The 15,736-nt window shown below is 70.1% G+C and carries 12 protein-coding genes; 1 reads left to right on the top strand and 11 read right to left on the bottom strand.

The window, feature by feature from the left end; all coding sequences use genetic code 11:
- Positions 1-116: 116 nt before the first annotated feature.
- Genes AC1HIL_RS28965 through gcl form a run of 3 tightly spaced genes read right to left on the bottom strand, consistent with a single transcriptional unit; the run spans position 117 to position 3,680 of the window.
- The gene (locus AC1HIL_RS28965; protein WP_057591560.1) at positions 117-1,025 is read right to left on the bottom strand and encodes a 2-hydroxy-3-oxopropionate reductase; all 909 of its coding nucleotides are present in this window, start codon (positions 1,023-1,025) and stop codon (positions 117-119) included.
- A 35-nt stretch (positions 1,026-1,060) separates the two neighbouring features.
- Positions 1,061-1,846, bottom strand: a complete 786-nt coding sequence (gene hyi, locus AC1HIL_RS28960) for a hydroxypyruvate isomerase (RefSeq protein ID WP_296741790.1) — start codon at positions 1,844-1,846, stop codon at positions 1,061-1,063.
- Between the two features lie 40 nt (positions 1,847-1,886).
- A complete protein-coding gene (gcl, locus tag AC1HIL_RS28955) occupies positions 1,887-3,680 on the bottom strand; it encodes a glyoxylate carboligase (protein WP_057591558.1) in 1,794 nt (597 codons plus the stop codon).
- A 130-nt stretch (positions 3,681-3,810) separates the two neighbouring features.
- Here gcl and AC1HIL_RS28950 point away from each other — a divergent pair, with 130 nt between their 5' ends.
- Entirely contained in the window at positions 3,811-4,713 is a 903-nt protein-coding gene (locus AC1HIL_RS28950; protein ID WP_057591557.1) for a LysR family transcriptional regulator, read from the top strand.
- Positions 4,714-4,730: 17 nt separating this feature from the next.
- Here the strand turns inward: AC1HIL_RS28950 and AC1HIL_RS28945 are convergent, their stop codons facing one another.
- From AC1HIL_RS28945 to AC1HIL_RS28910, 8 genes are all read right to left on the bottom strand, one after another.
- Entirely contained in the window at positions 4,731-6,236 is a 1,506-nt protein-coding gene (locus AC1HIL_RS28945) for a carotenoid oxygenase family protein (protein WP_479670612.1), read from the bottom strand.
- A 10-nt stretch (positions 6,237-6,246) separates the two neighbouring features.
- Positions 6,247-6,708 (bottom strand): DUF2141 domain-containing protein, encoded by a 462-nt coding sequence (locus tag AC1HIL_RS28940; RefSeq protein WP_296724972.1) that lies wholly within the window; start codon positions 6,706-6,708, stop codon positions 6,247-6,249.
- Positions 6,709-6,847: 139 nt separating this feature from the next.
- Positions 6,848-7,963 carry an AI-2E family transporter gene (locus tag AC1HIL_RS28935; protein WP_422096135.1) on the bottom strand — a complete coding sequence of 372 codons (1,116 nt, stop codon included), beginning with the start codon at positions 7,961-7,963 and terminating at the stop codon, positions 6,848-6,850.
- A 101-nt stretch (positions 7,964-8,064) separates the two neighbouring features.
- The gene (locus AC1HIL_RS28930) at positions 8,065-8,772 is read right to left on the bottom strand and encodes a GntR family transcriptional regulator (RefSeq protein ID WP_057591554.1); all 708 of its coding nucleotides are present in this window, start codon (positions 8,770-8,772) and stop codon (positions 8,065-8,067) included.
- 21 nt (positions 8,773-8,793) lie between these two features.
- Positions 8,794-10,134, bottom strand: coding sequence for a C4-dicarboxylate transporter DctA (locus tag AC1HIL_RS28925; RefSeq protein ID WP_057591553.1), 1,341 nt, complete (start codon positions 10,132-10,134; stop codon positions 8,794-8,796).
- A 182-nt stretch (positions 10,135-10,316) separates the two neighbouring features.
- The gene (locus AC1HIL_RS28920) at positions 10,317-13,052 is read right to left on the bottom strand and encodes a CehA/McbA family metallohydrolase (RefSeq protein ID WP_479672788.1); all 2,736 of its coding nucleotides are present in this window, start codon (positions 13,050-13,052) and stop codon (positions 10,317-10,319) included.
- 148 nt (positions 13,053-13,200) lie between these two features.
- Positions 13,201-15,003, bottom strand: coding sequence for a sensor histidine kinase (locus tag AC1HIL_RS28915; protein WP_479670610.1), 1,803 nt, complete (start codon positions 15,001-15,003; stop codon positions 13,201-13,203).
- 18 nt (positions 15,004-15,021) lie between these two features.
- Positions 15,022-15,648 carry a response regulator transcription factor gene (locus AC1HIL_RS28910; RefSeq protein ID WP_064262213.1) on the bottom strand — a complete coding sequence of 209 codons (627 nt, stop codon included), beginning with the start codon at positions 15,646-15,648 and terminating at the stop codon, positions 15,022-15,024.
- Positions 15,649-15,736 lie beyond the last annotated feature (88 nt).

Here is a 15,736-nt window from a genome sequence, read left to right as displayed (position 1 = left end):
GGACGCGAAGGTTTCGCGAAAGACGCAAAAGAAATCTCAAAGTTGTCTTCGGTCCCTTTCGCGTTCTTCGCGAAATCTTTGCGTCCTCTGCGTCCGGCTGCCCGATTTCGACGGTTTCAGTCCGGCGCCACCGTATGCTGCGCCAGCGCTTCCAGCGCGCGCACCAGCGCCGAGTGGTCCTGCTGCCCGTGGCCAAGTGCCGCGCAGGCGTTCATCAGTTGCGCCGCGCCGGCCGTCTGCGGCAGCGCCACGCCCAGCGAACGCGCGCTCTGCAGCGCGAGGTTCAGGTCCTTCTGGTGCAGCGAGATGCGGAAGCCCGGCGCGAAGGTGCGCTTGATCATGCGTTCGCCATGCACCTCGAGGATGCGCGAGCTCGCGAAGCCGCCCATCAGCGCCTGGCGCACCTTGGCCGGATCGGCGCCGGCCTTGCTCGCGAACAGCAGCGCCTCGCCCACGGCCGCGATGTTGAGCGCCACGATGATCTGGTTGGCCACCTTGCAGACCTGGCCGTCGCCCACGCCGCCCACCAGCGTCACGTTCTTGCCCATCTTCTCGAGCAGCGGGCGCACGCGGCCGAAGGTGCCTTCGTCGCCGCCGCACATGATCGTGAGGCTCGCGGCCTTGGCGCCCACCTCGCCGCCCGAGACCGGCGCGTCGATGTAGCCGCAGCCCAGCGCCTCGATGCGCTGCGCGAAGCCCTTGGTGGCGATCGGGTCGATCGAGCTGCAGTCCACCACGATCTTGCCCTTGCTCAGGCCCGCGGCCACGCCGTCGCGGCCCGGTTCGCCGAACAGCACCTTCTCCACGTCGGGCGTGTCGGGCACCATCACGAACACGATGTCGGCCTGGCGCGCGACCTCGACCGGCGAGGCGCAGATGGTGGCGCGCGAGATGAAGGGCTCGGGCGTGTTGCCGTGCGTGTTCACGAACAGCTGGTGGCCGGCCTCGAGCAGGTGGCCCGCCATGGGCGCGCCCATGATGCCCAGGCCGATGAATCCGATGCGTTGCGATGCTTGTTGCGTCATGTCTGAGGTTTCCTTGAATCTTGTGGTGTCGTCGTTCACTGCGCGCGGGTCAGCGCCTCGCGCCAGCCCAGGCCTTCGACGGTGGTGGCGCGCGGCTTGTATTCGCAGCCGATGAAGCCGTCGTAGCCGAGCGCATCGATGTGCTGGAACAGCCACGGGTAGTTGATCTCGCCCGTGCCCGGCTCGCCGCGGCCCGGGTTGTCGGCCAGCTGGATGTGGCCGATGCGCGCGAAGTGCTTCGTGAGCGTGTTGCCCAGCTCGCCCTCGGTGCGCTGCGCGTGGTAGATGTCGTACTGCACGCGCAGGTTGGCCGAGCCCACCTCGTCGATCAGCGCGATCGCCTGCTCGGTGCGGTTGAGGAAGAAGCCGGGAATGTCGAAGGGGTTGATCGGCTCGATCAAGAGGCGGATGCCCGCCGCCTCGAGCTCGGAAGCCGCGAGGCGCAGGTTCTCGACCACCGTGCGGTGGGCGATGTCGTGGCTCACGCCGGCCGGCACCTTGCCGACCAGGCAGTTGACCTGCGGGCAGCCGAGGGCCGTGGCGTAGTCGATGGCCATCGCGATGCCTTCGCGGAACTCGCCGGTGCGGTCCGGATGGCAGGCGATGCCGCGCTCGCCCTTGTCCCAGTCGCCGGCCGGCAGGTTGTGCAGCACCTGCGCGAGGCCGTTGGCGCGCAGCGCGGCAGTCAGGTCCTTCTTCTCGAAGGGATAGGGGAACAGGTACTCCACCGCCTCGAAGCCCGCCTTGGCGGCGGCCTCGAAGCGCTGCAGGAACGGCAGCTCGGTGAAGAGCATGGTGAGATTGGCTGCGAACTTGGGCATGGTGTGTGGTCCTTCGAATCGATTCGGCGATGGCCCGTGCTCAGTCCAGCAGCACCGCCGCCACTGCGGTGGGCGCATCGGCCGGCGTCTCCGCGAGCGGCTCGAACTCGGTGATGTTGTCGATCTCGGTGCCCATCGCGATGTTGGTCACGCGCTCGAGCATCACCTCGATCACCACCGGCACGCCGTGCTCGGCCATCAGCGCCTCGGCGCGGCGGATCGCGGGGGCGATCTCTTCCTGGCGGTTGACGCGGATCGCCTTGCAGCCCAGGCCCTCGACCACCTTCATGTGGTCCACGCCGTAGCTGCTCTCGATGCCGGCGTCGGGGCCCGCGTTGATGTTGTCGAAGGCCAGCTGCACGCAGTAGTCCATCTCGAAGCCGCGCTGCGCCTGGCGGATCAGGCCGAGGTAGGAGTTGTTGACCACGATGTGGATGTAGGGCAGCTTGAACTGCGCGCCCACCGCGAGCTCCTCGATCATGAACTGGAAGTCGTAGTCGCCCGAGAGCGCGACGATCTTGCGCGTGGGGTCGGCCGCGCGCACGCCGAGCGCGGCGGGAATGGTCCAGCCCAGCGGGCCGGCCTGGCCGCAGTTGATCCAGTGGCGCGGGTTGTAGACGTGCAGGAACTGCGCCGCGGCGATCTGCGACAGCCCGATGGTGCTGACGTAGCAGGTGTCGTTGTCGAAGTTGTTGTTCATGCACTGGTACACGCGCTGCGGCTTCATCGGCACTTCGTCGAAGTTGGTCTTGCGCAGCATGGTCCTCTTGCGCTCGATGCACGCGTTGGCCCACTCGCGGCGGCTCGGCAGCCGGCCCGCGGCCTTCATCTCCTCGGCCACCTGCACGAACAGCTCGAGCGCGGCCTTGGCATCGGAGACGATGCCGAAGTCGGGCGTGAACACGCGGCCGATCTGCGTGGGCTCGATGTCCACGTGCACGAACTTGCGGCCCTTGGTGTAGACGTCGACCGAGCCGGTGTGGCGGTTGGCCCAGCGGTTGCCGATGCCCAGCACGAAGTCGGAGGCCAGCATGGTGGCGTTGCCGTAGCGGTGGCTGGTCTGCAGGCCGCACATGCCGGCCATCAGCGGATGGTCGTCGGGGATCGAGCCCCAGCCCATCAGCGTGGGGATCACGGGCACGCCGGTGGCTTCGGCGAAGCGCACCAGCAGTTCGCTCGCGTCGGCATTGATGACGCCGCCGCCGGCCACGATCAGCGGGCGCTCGGCCGCGTTGAGCATCTCGATCGCGCGCTCGATCTGGGCGCGGCTCGCGGCCGGCTTGTAGGGCTTGAGCGGTTCGTAGCTGTCGATGTCGAACTCGATCTGCGCCATCTGCACGTCGAAGGGCAGGTCGATCAGCACCGGGCCCGGGCGGCCCGAGCGCATCAGGTGGAAGGCCTGCTGGAACACCTGCGGCACCTGGCCGGGTTCGCGCACCGTCACCGACCACTTGGTGACCGGCTTGGAGATCGACTCGATGTCGACCGCCTGGAAGTCTTCCTTGTAGAGGCGCGCGCGCGGTGCCTGGCCGGTGATGCACAGGATCGGGATCGAGTCGGCCCAGGCCGAGTACAGGCCCGTGATCATGTCGGTGCCCGCGGGGCCCGAGGTGCCGATGCACACGCCGATGTTGCCGGCGACGGCGCGGGTGTAGCCCTCGGCCATGTGCGAGGCGCCCTCGACGTGGCGCGCGAGGATGTGCGCGATGCTGCCGCGTTGCCGCAGCGCCGAGTACATCGGGTTGATGGCGGCACCGGGCACGCCGAAGGCCTGCGTCACGCCCTCCTTCTCCATCACCAGCACGGCGGCCTGGACCGCGGTCATCTTTGCCATTGAAAGTCTCCTTAAAAGCTTGGGTCCACTGTAGGAAGCGGGGGGGATTCCAAGAAGACGGCACGGGACCATAAAACCTATTCCATTGCGGAATAAGTGATTAGGATGGCGGCGATCCGAAGGAGTGGCGATGGACCGGTTGCTGGCAATGGAAATGTTCGTGCGCGTGGTGGAGACCGGCAGCTTCTCGAAGGCCGCGCTCGAGTTCCACACCACCCAGCCCACGGTGACCAAGCAGATCGCCGCCACCGAGGCGCGCCTGAAAGTAAGGCTGCTCAACCGCAACACGCGCGGCGTGAGCCTCACCGAGCCCGGCGCGCTCTACTACGAGAAGTGCAAGTCGATCGTGCGCGACGCCGAGGAGGCCGACAGCGTGGTGCAGCTGCGCCAGAACCAGGCCCAGGGCCTGCTGCGCGTCGGCACCTCGGTGGCCTTCGGCCGCCGCGTGGTGGTGCCGCTCGCGCTCGAGTACATGCGCCGGTATCCGCAGGTGCAGATCGACCTGAGCTTCGAGGACCGCTACGTGGACCTGATCGCGCAGGGCATCGACGTGGCGGTGCGCATGGGCAAGCTGGCCGATTCCTCGCTGGGCGCGCGCTACCTGGGCGCCAACCCCTGGGCCATGGTCGCCTCGCCGGCCTACCTCAAGAAGCACGGCACGCCCAGGCGCGCGCAGGACCTGAGCGCGCACGTGGCGCTGATCTACAGCAGCGTGGTGGGCGACGAGTTCTGGCGCATGCACACGCCCAAGGGCGAGCCGGTGACGGTGCCGGTGTCGGGCCGCTTCCGCTCCAACAACCTCTCGGCCGTGCTGGCGGCCGCGCGCGACGGCCTGGGCATCGCGCTGATGCCGCGCTACGTGGCCAGCGAGTCGCTGGCCGCGGGCAAGGTGCGCGCGGTGCTGGCCGACCATGCGCTGCCCGAGCAGGAGATCCACGCCGTCTTCCCGTCGCCCAAGCTGGTGCCGGGCAAGGTGTCGAGCTTCGTGGCCTTCCTGCAGGGGCGCTTCGACGAAGGCTGGTGGGACGCCTGACGGCGTCCCCTCGCGCCTCAGGCCTTCACGAAGGCCCCGTGCAGCCCCAGCGGCAGTGCGTAGGGCAAGGTGGCCTGCGCCACCGGCCCCGCCGCGAGATGGTCGGCCGCGAAGCAGGACAGCACCGTGCACTTGCGGCCGAAGTCGAGCGAGGTGCCCAGCACCCAGCCCGGCTTCCTGCCGTCGGGCACGAACACATGCTCCTCGACGATCGACTGCGCGCCATGGACGAAGCGCTCGCTGCGGCCGCTCTCGACGTCGGTGCGCGCCACCGCCTGGAAGCCCGGCACGTCGGGCCGCGTCAGCGTGGCATGGATCACCTGCCGATGGCGCAGGCCGACGCGGCGCGGATCGATGCGCGGGAACTCGGCCTCCTGCGGCAGCACCTTCTGCGTGGCCCGGCCGGCGGCCAGGTCGAGCGTGGCGACGGTCAGGCGCGGCTCGTTCTGGCGCACGCGGCGTGCGCGCATCAGCTCGCGGTTGGTCGTGAACACCGATTCGGCGTCCTCGGTGCGCACGTAGTCGACGTGGATGCGCGGGCCGCGCGGCGCGTCTTCCTCCCAGGCATTGCCGACGTGGAACAGGAAGCCGGCCGGCAGGGTCAGCAGCTGGCGCCGCTCCCAGTCGCGCTTGTCGACCACCAGCGCGCGCATGCCGAGCTCGGGCCGCCAGACATGGGCGTCGAGGAAGCTGGCACCGGCCTCCTTGCGCTTGCCGTCGTAGACCAGCGGCGGCATCAGGAACACCAGGTGCCGCTCGGTCACGGCGAAGTCGTGGACCATCGGCAGGTCGGGCACCGGCACCGCGGCGGCGCGGCGCAGCGTGCCCTCGGACGCGATCTCGTAGAGCGCGAGCAGGCTCGCGCCCGAGCTCACGCCGAAGTTCCACACCGTGCCGTCGGGGTCGACCTTCGGATGGGCCGAGAACGGCATGCCCGCGAGGTCGGCGCGCCAGGTCTTCAGGCCCAGCGTGTCGAGCGTGCGCGCATCGAGGCGCGTGGCCGAGCCGCCTTCCCACAGCGCCAGCACCTCGCCCTGCAGCGGCAGCACGCTGGTGTTGGCGACGTTCATCGCGTCGGGCGAGGCCGGCGGCTCCGCGCCCGGCGGCACGGTGCCGAAGGCCTCGACCAGCCGGCGCCCGGCGCGCAGCTCGGCCACGCGCTTGGGCGTGGCCACGTAGCCGCCCTGGTGCAGCACCTCGCCGCCCGCGATCGCGAAGCGGTGCACCATGCCGTCGCCGTCGAACCAGTGGTGGTAGCGCTCGCCGCCGAGGTCGTGGCCGGTGGGGCCGACACGGAACAGCGTGCCGGCCACCGCGTCGGGAAAGCGCCCGCGCACCGTGGCGCGGGTCGGCGGCAGGTCGCCGGGCGGGGTGGCGAAGCCGATCTTCCAGGGGGCGTCGGCGGCCTCGAACTGGGCCTGCCAGTTCTCCTCGCCGGCCGCGCCCGCCGCTCGGGCCCAGGGCGCGAGCAGGGGCAGGGCGCCGGTGCCGGCCAGCAGGCGCAGCAGTTCGCGTCGTTGCATGGCGGCCTCCTCAGCGCAGGTGGATGGCGCTCTGCAGGTCGGCGTCGACGCCGATCGCCGCGGCCTCGAAGTCGGGCGCGCCGAGCTTGCCCCTGGCATCGTTCGAGAAGCCGTAACGCTCGGTCGGCAGGCCCACGAGGTTGGTGTCGAGCTTGCCGTTGCCGTTCTCGTCGGCATAGGCGCGCACCGCATAGCGGCCCGGCGGCAGACCCGCGAACACCACGCGCGCCTTGCCCTCGCGCAGCGGCAGGCTCTGCGAGGCCAGCGGCTTGCTGGCGCCGAAGCTGGCGGCATCGGCGTACAGCGCGATGTAGAGCGTGGCCTCGGTCGCGGGGCCGTCGGCCACGTTCAGGCTGAGGTCGGCGGCCCGCGCGCTCAGCGGGACGAAGGTGGCGGCCGCGAGGGCGGCGACGGCGGTCGCGGCGTACAGGGTGCGCGCGGCCGGGCGGGGCAGGAAAGCGGGAAGGTGCATGGCGGTCCTCGTCGTGGTGGATGGAAGACCCGACGATCCCAAAGGCGGCGGATGCTGCCCACCGCCATGCGACGGAATGCGCGAATGCACGCGCGAAATGCGCGAGGGCCGGCGCGAACGGCCGGCGCTCGCTGTGTCCTCAATGCTTGTGAGGATTCTTGCGGCGGCCTTCCTCGCCGTCCGCTTCGGGGGTCTCGTGGCCCGTTCCCACGTGCCCCGAATCGGCGAACAGGCTCCACGCCGCCATGAACAGCGCCGCCACCACCGGCCCGATCACGAAGCCGTTGATGCCGAAGATCGCCATGCCGCCGATGGTCGACATCAGCACGATGTAGTCGGGCATCTGCGTGTCCTTGCCCACCAGCACCGGGCGCAGGATGTTGTCGACCAGGCCGATCACGAACACGCCGACGAAGATCAGGATGCCGCCCTGCCAGAAGTGGCCGGTGGCGAGGAAGTAGATCGCCACCGGGCCCCAGATCAGCGCCGCGCCCACCGCCGGCAGCAGCGACAGGAAGGCCATCAGCACCGCCCACAGCAGCGCGCCCTGCACGCCGAGGAACCAGAAGGCCAGTCCGCCCAGCGTGCCCTGCGCCACCGCCACCGCCACGTTGCCCTTGATGGTGGCGCGGATCACGGTGGTGAACTTGTTGAGCAGGTAGTGCGTGTGCGGCTTGGCCAGCGGCAGCGCGTCGCGCACCTTCTTCGACAGTTCGGCGCCATCGCGCACCAGGAAATAGAGCAGGTACAGCATCACGAAGAAGCTGACCACGAAGTCGAAAGTGTTCTGTCCGATCGCCAGCGCCTGGCTCGCGATCAGCTGGCTGCCCTGGCCGGCGATGGCCGAGATGCGCGCCTGCCAGGCGGCCGCGTCGCCGAGGTTGAAGCGCTCGACGAGGTTGAGCAGCCACTGCGGCGTGGCGGCCAGGATCTGCTGGAAGTAGGCCGCGAAGTTGATCTGCCCCGAACGGATGTTCTGCGTGACCAGCGCCACTTCCTGCACCAGCGACACGCCGATCATCGCCAGCGGCAGGATCACGATCACCAGGCAGATCGCGAGCGTGGACAGCGCCGCCGCGTTCGGCTTGCCGCGCATCTTCCTGAGCAGCCACTTGTAGAGCGGCGTGAACAGGATCGCGAGCGCCACGCCCCAGAGCACCGCGCCGAAGAACGGCATCAGCACCCACAGGAAAGCGACGGTGACGACGGCGAGCAGGGCGAGGAACACGCCGCGCTGGAGTTGGGGAGAATTCATGGTTGTCCCGGACTGTAGCCGAGCGCGCCGGGCCGCTTTTGTAGTCGCCGGCCCCTTCGTGCGCCCTCGCCAGCGGCCGGCGCGGACCTAATGCACGGTTCTCAGCGCTTGGCGCGCGGCAAGGCCACCGGCGCCAGCGTGGCGCGCAGCCGCGCCGAGGCATCGGGTTCGGCGCTGGCTTCGACCTCGAGCGCGCGCTCGACGTTGCCGATGTGCGCCAGCATCAGGCTGCGCGCGCGCGGCCGGTCGCCGTTCTCGAGCGCGGCCACGATCGCCTCGTGGTCGGCGCAGGACTGGCCGGCCTCGTGCTTCGACTGGTAGAGCGTGGCCGCGAGCGTGGTGCGCGCCGTCAGGTCGCGCAGCACGTCGACCAGCAACTGGTGGCCGAGCTGCTCGGCCAGGCAGACGTGGAAGTCGGCCAGCAGGAAGGCGCGGGTGGCGGCATCGGCGCCTTCCACCGCGCGCTGCTCGTCGGCGATGTGGTCGCGCAGCTTGCGGATCACCTTCGCCAGCGGCCGGCCCTCGGGCTCCGAGAGGATGCCCGACTCGATGATGCGGCGCGCGCGGAAGGCGTCGCGCGCCTCCTCGGCCGAGGGCTCGACCACGTACCAGCCGCGGCGCGACTGCACCTCGACGAAGCCGCGCGCCTGCAGCTGCATCAGCGCCTCGCGCACCATGGTGCGGCTGACCGCGAAGTTCTCGGCCAGCGCCTGCTCGCCGAGCCGCTCGCCGGGCGCGAGCTTCTGCGCGAGGATCGCCTCGACCACGCGCTCGGCGATGACGGTGGGGCTGACTTCGGTGGTGCTCATCGGTGGCGGCGGTGGCTTGCTTCAGTGGCGTTCGAGGGCGGCGCCGGCGAGCGGCGCGCCGGATTCTGCCAGCGCCGGCTCGAGTGCCGGTTCTTCGGGCGCCACGCGGCCGTCGAGCACCGCATGGGCGCGCTCGCGGTCGATGTCGCCTTCCCAGGCGGCGATCGCCACCGTCGCCACGCAGTTGCCGATCAGGTTGCCGAGCGCGCGCGCGATGCCCATGAACCAGTCGACCGACAGCACCAGCACCAGCCCGATCGCGGGAATGGCCGGAATCGCATGCAGGGTGGCGGCCAGCACCACGATCGCCGAGCCCGGCACGCCGTGCGCGCCCTTGGAGGTGACCAGCGAGATCGCGAGGATCGTCAGCAGGTCGGTCATGGTGATCGGCGTGTTGGTGGCCTGCGCGATGAACACCGCCGCCAGCGTGATGTAGATCGAGAAGGCGTCGAGGTTGAACGAGTAGCCGGTGGGGATCACCAGGCCCACCGTCGAGTCGCGGATGCCCATGCGGCGCAGCTTGGCCATGATCTGCGGCAGCACGCTGTCCGACGAGGTGGTGGCGAACACGATCGCGAGCTCCTCGCGCAGGTAGCGCAGCAGCTTCCAGAGGCTGAAGCCCGACATGCGCATCACGAAGCCCAGCACCACGAACACGAACAGCAGCACCGCGAGGTAGAACAGCGCGATCAGCATGCCCAGCTGCTTGAGCGAGCCCAGGCCGTACTGGCCCACCGTGAAGGCGATCGCGCCGAGCACGCCCAGCGGCGCCAGCTTGATGAGGATGCCCATGATCTTGAACAGCACCAGCGAAAGCGCGTCCACCACCACCGCCACCGGCTTGCCGCGCTCGCCGAGCAGCGACAGCGCGCAGCCGAACAGCACCGCGAACAGCAGCACCTGCAGCACGTCGCCGGTCGCGAAGGCGTTCACCACCGTGGTGGGGATCAGCTTCATCAGGAACTCGACCGTGCCGCCGCTGGTGAGCTTGTCGGCATTGGAGGCATAGGCGCTCATCGCGGCCGGGTCGAGCTTGCCCGGATCGACGTTCATGCCCACGCCGGGCTGGAACACGAAGGCCAGCACCAGCCCCATCGCCAGCGCGATGGTGGTGAGCACCTCGAAGTAGATCAGCGCCTTCACGCCGACGCGGCCCACGCGCTTCAGGTCGCCCGCGCCGGCGATGCCATGCACCACCACGCAGAAGACCAGCACGGGAATGATCATCTTGATCAGCTTGATGAAGCCGTCGCCCAGCGGCTTGAGCTTGACGGCGAACTGCGGGGCCACGAGGCCCAGCACCACGCCGATCAGCAGGGCGAGCACGACCTGGCCGAACAGGGAGCGGGTGAAACGACGCATGGAAATCTCCTGTGTTATTTGCATGCAAGTCGTCGGAAATCTTGCATACAAGCAATGTAGGCAAGAAAGGGCCCGGGCTGGCAGAGGGTATTCCCGGGCCTGTGGGAGCCCTTTCTTCAGGCACCGGCCCCATGAAAAATGCCCCGCGCGAGCGGGGCATCGGGCCTGGAAGCGGGGGGCGCCTACTTCGCGGACAACAGGAACACCTGCTGCGTCGGGTCGCGCTGCAGCCGCGTGGCGTTGCGCGTGCTCGCGAAGGCGATGACACCACCCGAGGTCACGGGCCAGGTGTTGATGCCGGTGCCTTTCAGCAGCGCGCCGGTGTCCCAGCCCGCGGGCTTCCTGTAGACCGCCGTCATCACGCGCCAGCGCCAGTCGGCCGAGCGCGAGTCGAACCAGACCGCGCGCACCGAGCCGTCCTTGTCCACGCCCAGGCGCGGGCGCTGGCTCATGGTGGTGGGCTCCGCGGCCAGCACCGTGGGGGCCGAGAAGGTCGCGCCGCCGTCGCCCGACACCGCCGCGAGCACCGCGATGTTCTTGCCGGCCGGCTCCTGCTCCTTGCTTTCCCAGGCCACGACCAGGTCGCCGTTGCCGCCGAAGATCACGTCGGGATGGCGATCGGCGCGGTCGGTGGCGCCGAGGCTCACGGGCGTCTTCCAGGCGCCGGCCGCATCGCGCACCGCGACCTGGACCTGCCAGTCGTCGGGATTCGAGCCGTCGCCGTAGGCGGCGGCGCCGGTCCACAGCGGGTCCTGGTCGTTGCGGTTGTCCTGCCAGGCCACGGCGACCCGGCCGTCGGCCGCGACCGTCAGGTTCGGCAGCACCGAGGCCGGGTAGTGCGGCGAGCGCGTGTCGTCGAGCACGCCGGCGTCGACCGACTTGCCGGCGCGCGAGAGGTTGCGCGGCTGCGCGTCGGTGCCGACCTCCTGCACCATGATGTCGAAGGGCTGGTCGGCCCGGATCTCCTGCCAGGCCAGCACCGGCTTGCCGCTCGCGGCCACGGCGACGTCCGGATGCTCGGCACGGCCCTCGAGCGCGCGCACGGTGTCGGTCGAGGCCCAGGTCGCGCCGCCGTCGGCCGAATGGCGCAGGTTGATGACCGGGCGGTGCGGCACCTGCACCGCGTCTTCCTCCCAGGCCACCCAGACGTCGTTGCCGCGCACGGCCACGCGCGGGAAGCGCGCCTGGCCCTTGCCGCTCAGCGTCTGGCCGGCATCGCTCCAGGCGCCCTTGGCATCCCGGCGGCGGTAGACCACGGTGCTGGTGGCATCGCCATGCATCTCGGTGACCACGTGCGTCACGCCGTCGGCGGTCACGAGGTCGGGGAAGCCGGCGAAGTCGCCGCGCGCACCGGCGACGCGCAGCGCGCCGTCGGGCACGCTGTCTTCCTTCGGCACGGCGATCTCGGCCTTGGCCTCGACCGGGGCGGGCGACACGAAGATCGGCGACACGGCCGCCTTGAGCTCCATCGCGGGCGCGGCCGGCGGAATCGGCACGTTGATGCCGCGCACCTCGACGCGGTACCAGTCGGGCTGCGAGCCGGCGGTGATGTCGACCGTGTAGGTCTCGTCGTCGCGGGTGGGCTTGAAGGTCTTCATCGGGCCGGCGCTCTTGCCGGGCATGCGGAACAGCAGCACGTCCATGCCGGCGGCGCGCTGCACGCCGATGCGCAGGTGGCCGGTGGTGCCCGCGGGCACGAAGACCTCGTCGCCGCTCATGGCGGTGTAGCCGCCGCCCTTGAGGTCGGTGGTCATCGAGACGCCGGGACCGGTCGGGTTGATCGACAGGCTGGTGTAGCCCGCGCGCAGCGCCTCGAGGATGCCGCGCTCGTTGTAGCCCTTGGCCAGCACCTTGGTCACCGGCATGCCGGGGCTGTTGAGGTAGGGCGCGCCCCAGTACTCGCGGAAGTGGTTGTCGCTGGCGCCGGCCACGCCGAAGCGGAAGCCCGCGTTCCAGCGGTTCTCGGCGTAGTCCATCTGCTTGTCGGGGCTCTTCGAGCGGTTCCAGACCTCGACCAGGTTGACGCCCTGCACGTTGGCGTTCACGTTGGGCGAGCCGTCGGCATTCGTCTCGCCATCGTCGGCATGCGCGACCGACCAGATGGCGCCCTGCGCGTGCGCATCCCAGACCGACTGCTGGACCAGCGCGAACTGCGCGCGGTCCGGATGCATGGCGCCTTGCTCCACCGAGTCCACGCCGCCGAGCGCGATGGCGTGCGGCTTGCCGTTGGCTTCCTCGCCGCGGATCAGCAGCAGCGAGGACGACTCCCACAGCGGGTCGTAGTGCTGGTCGTAGGTGCGGTGGTCGGTGAAGGGCACGAAGTCCAGGCCGGTGCGGCCGGCCTGGCCGATCTGGTCGGCCAGCGAGAGGTTGCCCTTGGCCTTGTCCTTGTTGAGCTGGCGCGGCGCGCTGCCGTCGTCCGAGTGGTCGTCGTGCACGTGGGTGTCGCCCTTGAACCAGGTGCCCGTGGGCGCGGCGTTCGCGGCCAGCGAGAACTTCGCCACCACGTTGCGCGCCTGGTCCATCGTCAGTTCGCAGGCCTCGGTGCCTTCGCAGGCGCCCTGCCAGCCGTCGAAGACCGAGCCGCGCGCGGCGGTCGCGATGAGCTTGACGCTCGCACCCTCGGCGTAGTCGGCGCTGCAGTCGGCATGGCAGGCGAGCGTGGTGTCGAGCGACTCCACGTCGCCGCTGCCGTCGCCCTGCACGCTCACGGCCGCGGCATGGCGGACGGTCGGGTTGTCGGGCGTGCCGGCGCCGCCGGAGCCGCCGGAGTCACTGGAACCGCCTGTGCCTTGGCCGGCGGGCGGAGGAAGGAAGGCCAGCCCGCCGTTGCCCGAGCCTCCCCCGCACGATGCGAGGAAGACTGCGCAGGCCACCGCGAGGAAGCGTTTGGAAAAAGACTGGGGCGTCGTCAACACCATGAACCTCTGGAAGTAGGGACGGGTTCCGCCATGCAGGGCTGCGCGGTCGGAGGGCGCCGTCGAAGTGAGAACCAAAGGATGTGGTTTGCTCGTTACATCGCCATGAAAAATGTTCAGCCTAATTTCTTCATAAGATAAAGAAAACTCAAAGACGCGTGGCTCCGTGCGCCGCCAGCAGCGACTGGATCGTCGCGCGCAGCGTCTGCGCATCCACCGGCTTGTGCAGCAGCGGCCAGCGTGTGGCGCGCGCCTCGCGCAGGGCCTCGGACGAGGTCTCGCCGGTGATGAAGGCCACCGGAAACTCGCCATGGATCTCGCGCATGCGCGCGACCAGCGCCGGCCCGTGTTCGTTGCCGCGCAGCCGCAGGTCCGCGATCAGCAGGTCGGGACAACCGCCTTCGTCGAACAGCGCCGCCGTGCCGGCGACATCGAGGGCCGTGCGCACCTCGAGCTTCCAGGCCTGCAGCAAGGTCGTCATGCCGCGCACGATGTCGGGCTCGTCGTCGACCAGGTAGATCCTCGGCCGGCTGCCGGCCACGGCCTCGAGCGCGGCGGCCACCGGCGCCGGCGCGGCCGCGGCAACGGGCGGCGGCGCATCGTGCACGCCCGGCATGCGCACCTCGAAGCGGCTGCCGGCACCGAGCCGCGATCGCACCGAGATCCGCGCGCCGATCAGCGTCACCAGCCGCTCGACGATCGCCAGCCCCAGTCCCACCCCCTGGCTGCGGTCGCGTCCCGCGTTGCCGAGCTGGTAGAACTCCTCGAAGATGTGCGCGTGCTCCGAGGCGGCGATGCCCTTGCCGCTGTCCTCGACCACGAGGACGGCGCACAGGCCGTCGTGCCGCAGCCGCACGCGCAGCCCGCCGCGCTCGGTGTACTTGATGGCGTTGTCGATCAGGTTGCGCGCGATGCGCAGCACCGCGGTGGGATCGCTCTCGAGCGTGACGGGCTGCAGCTCGCGCTCGAAGTACAGCCCCTTCTTCGCGGCGGCCGCCTCGAATTCGACACAGACGTTCGCGATCACCGCATCGAGCGCGAAGCGCTGCCGCGCCGGCACGTAGTGGCCCGAGGACAGCTGCGACAGGTCGAGCAGTCCGTGCAGCAGCGCACCGAGCGAACGCACCAGCTGGTCGATGTGCGTCGCGACCTCGTCCAGCGTGGCCGGCGTGGGGCTCGTGGCCAGGATCGCGCTGTAGACCGACAGCGCATGCAGCGGCTGGCGCAGGTCGTGGCTCGCCGCCGCGAGCACGCGCGTGCGCGCCAGCGCCGCGGCCTCCGCGCGCGTGACCGCCGCGTTGACCTCCGCATTGCTGCGCTCGAGGTGGCGCACCATCTCGTCGCGCTCGCGCCGGATCGCCACCGAGCGCGTGAGCAGCTTCTCGTTCTCGTTGGCGGCGAACAGCAGCGCGAGCATGTAGGCGAGCGTCATGACGATGGTCGCCAGCAGGTGCTCGGGATGCAGCAGCACCCAGGCGGTGGAGGTGGGCACGAGGATGGCGGCTGCGTAGACGCCGGCGAGCAGGCGCGAGGAGATCGAGACCGCGACCCCGATGGCCGGCAATGCCACCAGGATGAAGGTCAGGAAGGTCTGGTTCAGCGCGCTCAAGTCGGGCTTGAACAGCGGCAGCATCACGCCGGCCTCGGCACCGGCCAGGAAGGCCAGCGCGACCTGCTGGCGCAGGGCCTTGCGCAGGTCGAGGCGGGAGAGCCGCCGCAGCAGTTGCCAGGCATGGGCGGCGCGCGCTCCCTCCATGCACAGCACCGCGACGGCCCACAGCGCGAACTCGATGAGCGGCACCTGCGGCAGCAGCACGAAGGCGGAGCCACCGACCAACAGGGCCTGCACCAGCGGAATGCGCAGGGTGACGCGTGCATGCAGCTCGACGAACTCCCGCAGCAGCTCGCGCTGGAACGAGGCCTCGGCCGCGGGGTCGTGGGTGGCTGGCACGCTGTCCCCGGGGCCGGGTCAGCAGGGACGCGGCAGGTCCAGCAGGCCGAGCCGGCTCGCGGTGATCACGGCCTCGGTGCGGTTGTGGACGTCGAGCGCCTCGAACAGCCCGCGTATGTATTCCTTGACGGTGTATTCGGAAAGCCGCAGCTCGCGCGCGATCGCCTTGGTCGGCAGGGCCCGGGCCAGGCCGCGCAGCACGTCGACCTGGCGCGGGCTCAGCGCGGGAAGCTCGTGCGCCAGCGCGATGGTGTTCAGCACCTCCTGCGGCAGGTAGATCTGGCCGGCCAGCACCCGGCGCAGCGCCCGCGTCAGGGTCTCGGGCGGCATGCTCTTGGGCACGAAGCTCATGGCGCCGGCATCGATGCAGGCCCGCACGGTGGCGAGGTCGCTGGTGGCCGACACGATCACCACCGCGACGTCGGGCGCGGCCGCCTTGAAGGCGGTGAGTGCCTCATGGCCGCGTTCGCGCGCGAGCGTGAGGTCGAGCAGGCAGACGGCGAGATCGGGGTGTGCGGCAACGGCGGCCGTCGCTTCGCGCAAGGTGGCGGCCTCGTAGACCGCCGCGCCGCTCTCCATGCTGGCGAGCAGCAGACGCAGACCCGCACGGAACAGTGCGTGGTCGTCCACGACAAGAATCTTCATCTTGTACCTCTCCCTGCGCCGGGCCGGAGCTGGCTCTGCGGCCGCGTTTTTACACCATCGCAGGGCCCGATCGGGCGCGGCCCCCTCG

It is taken from the genome of Variovorax sp. ISS6, assembly GCF_056523145.1.
The sequence above is the reverse complement of the archived record's forward strand: the minus strand, read 5'-3'. Positions and strand labels throughout refer to the sequence as shown.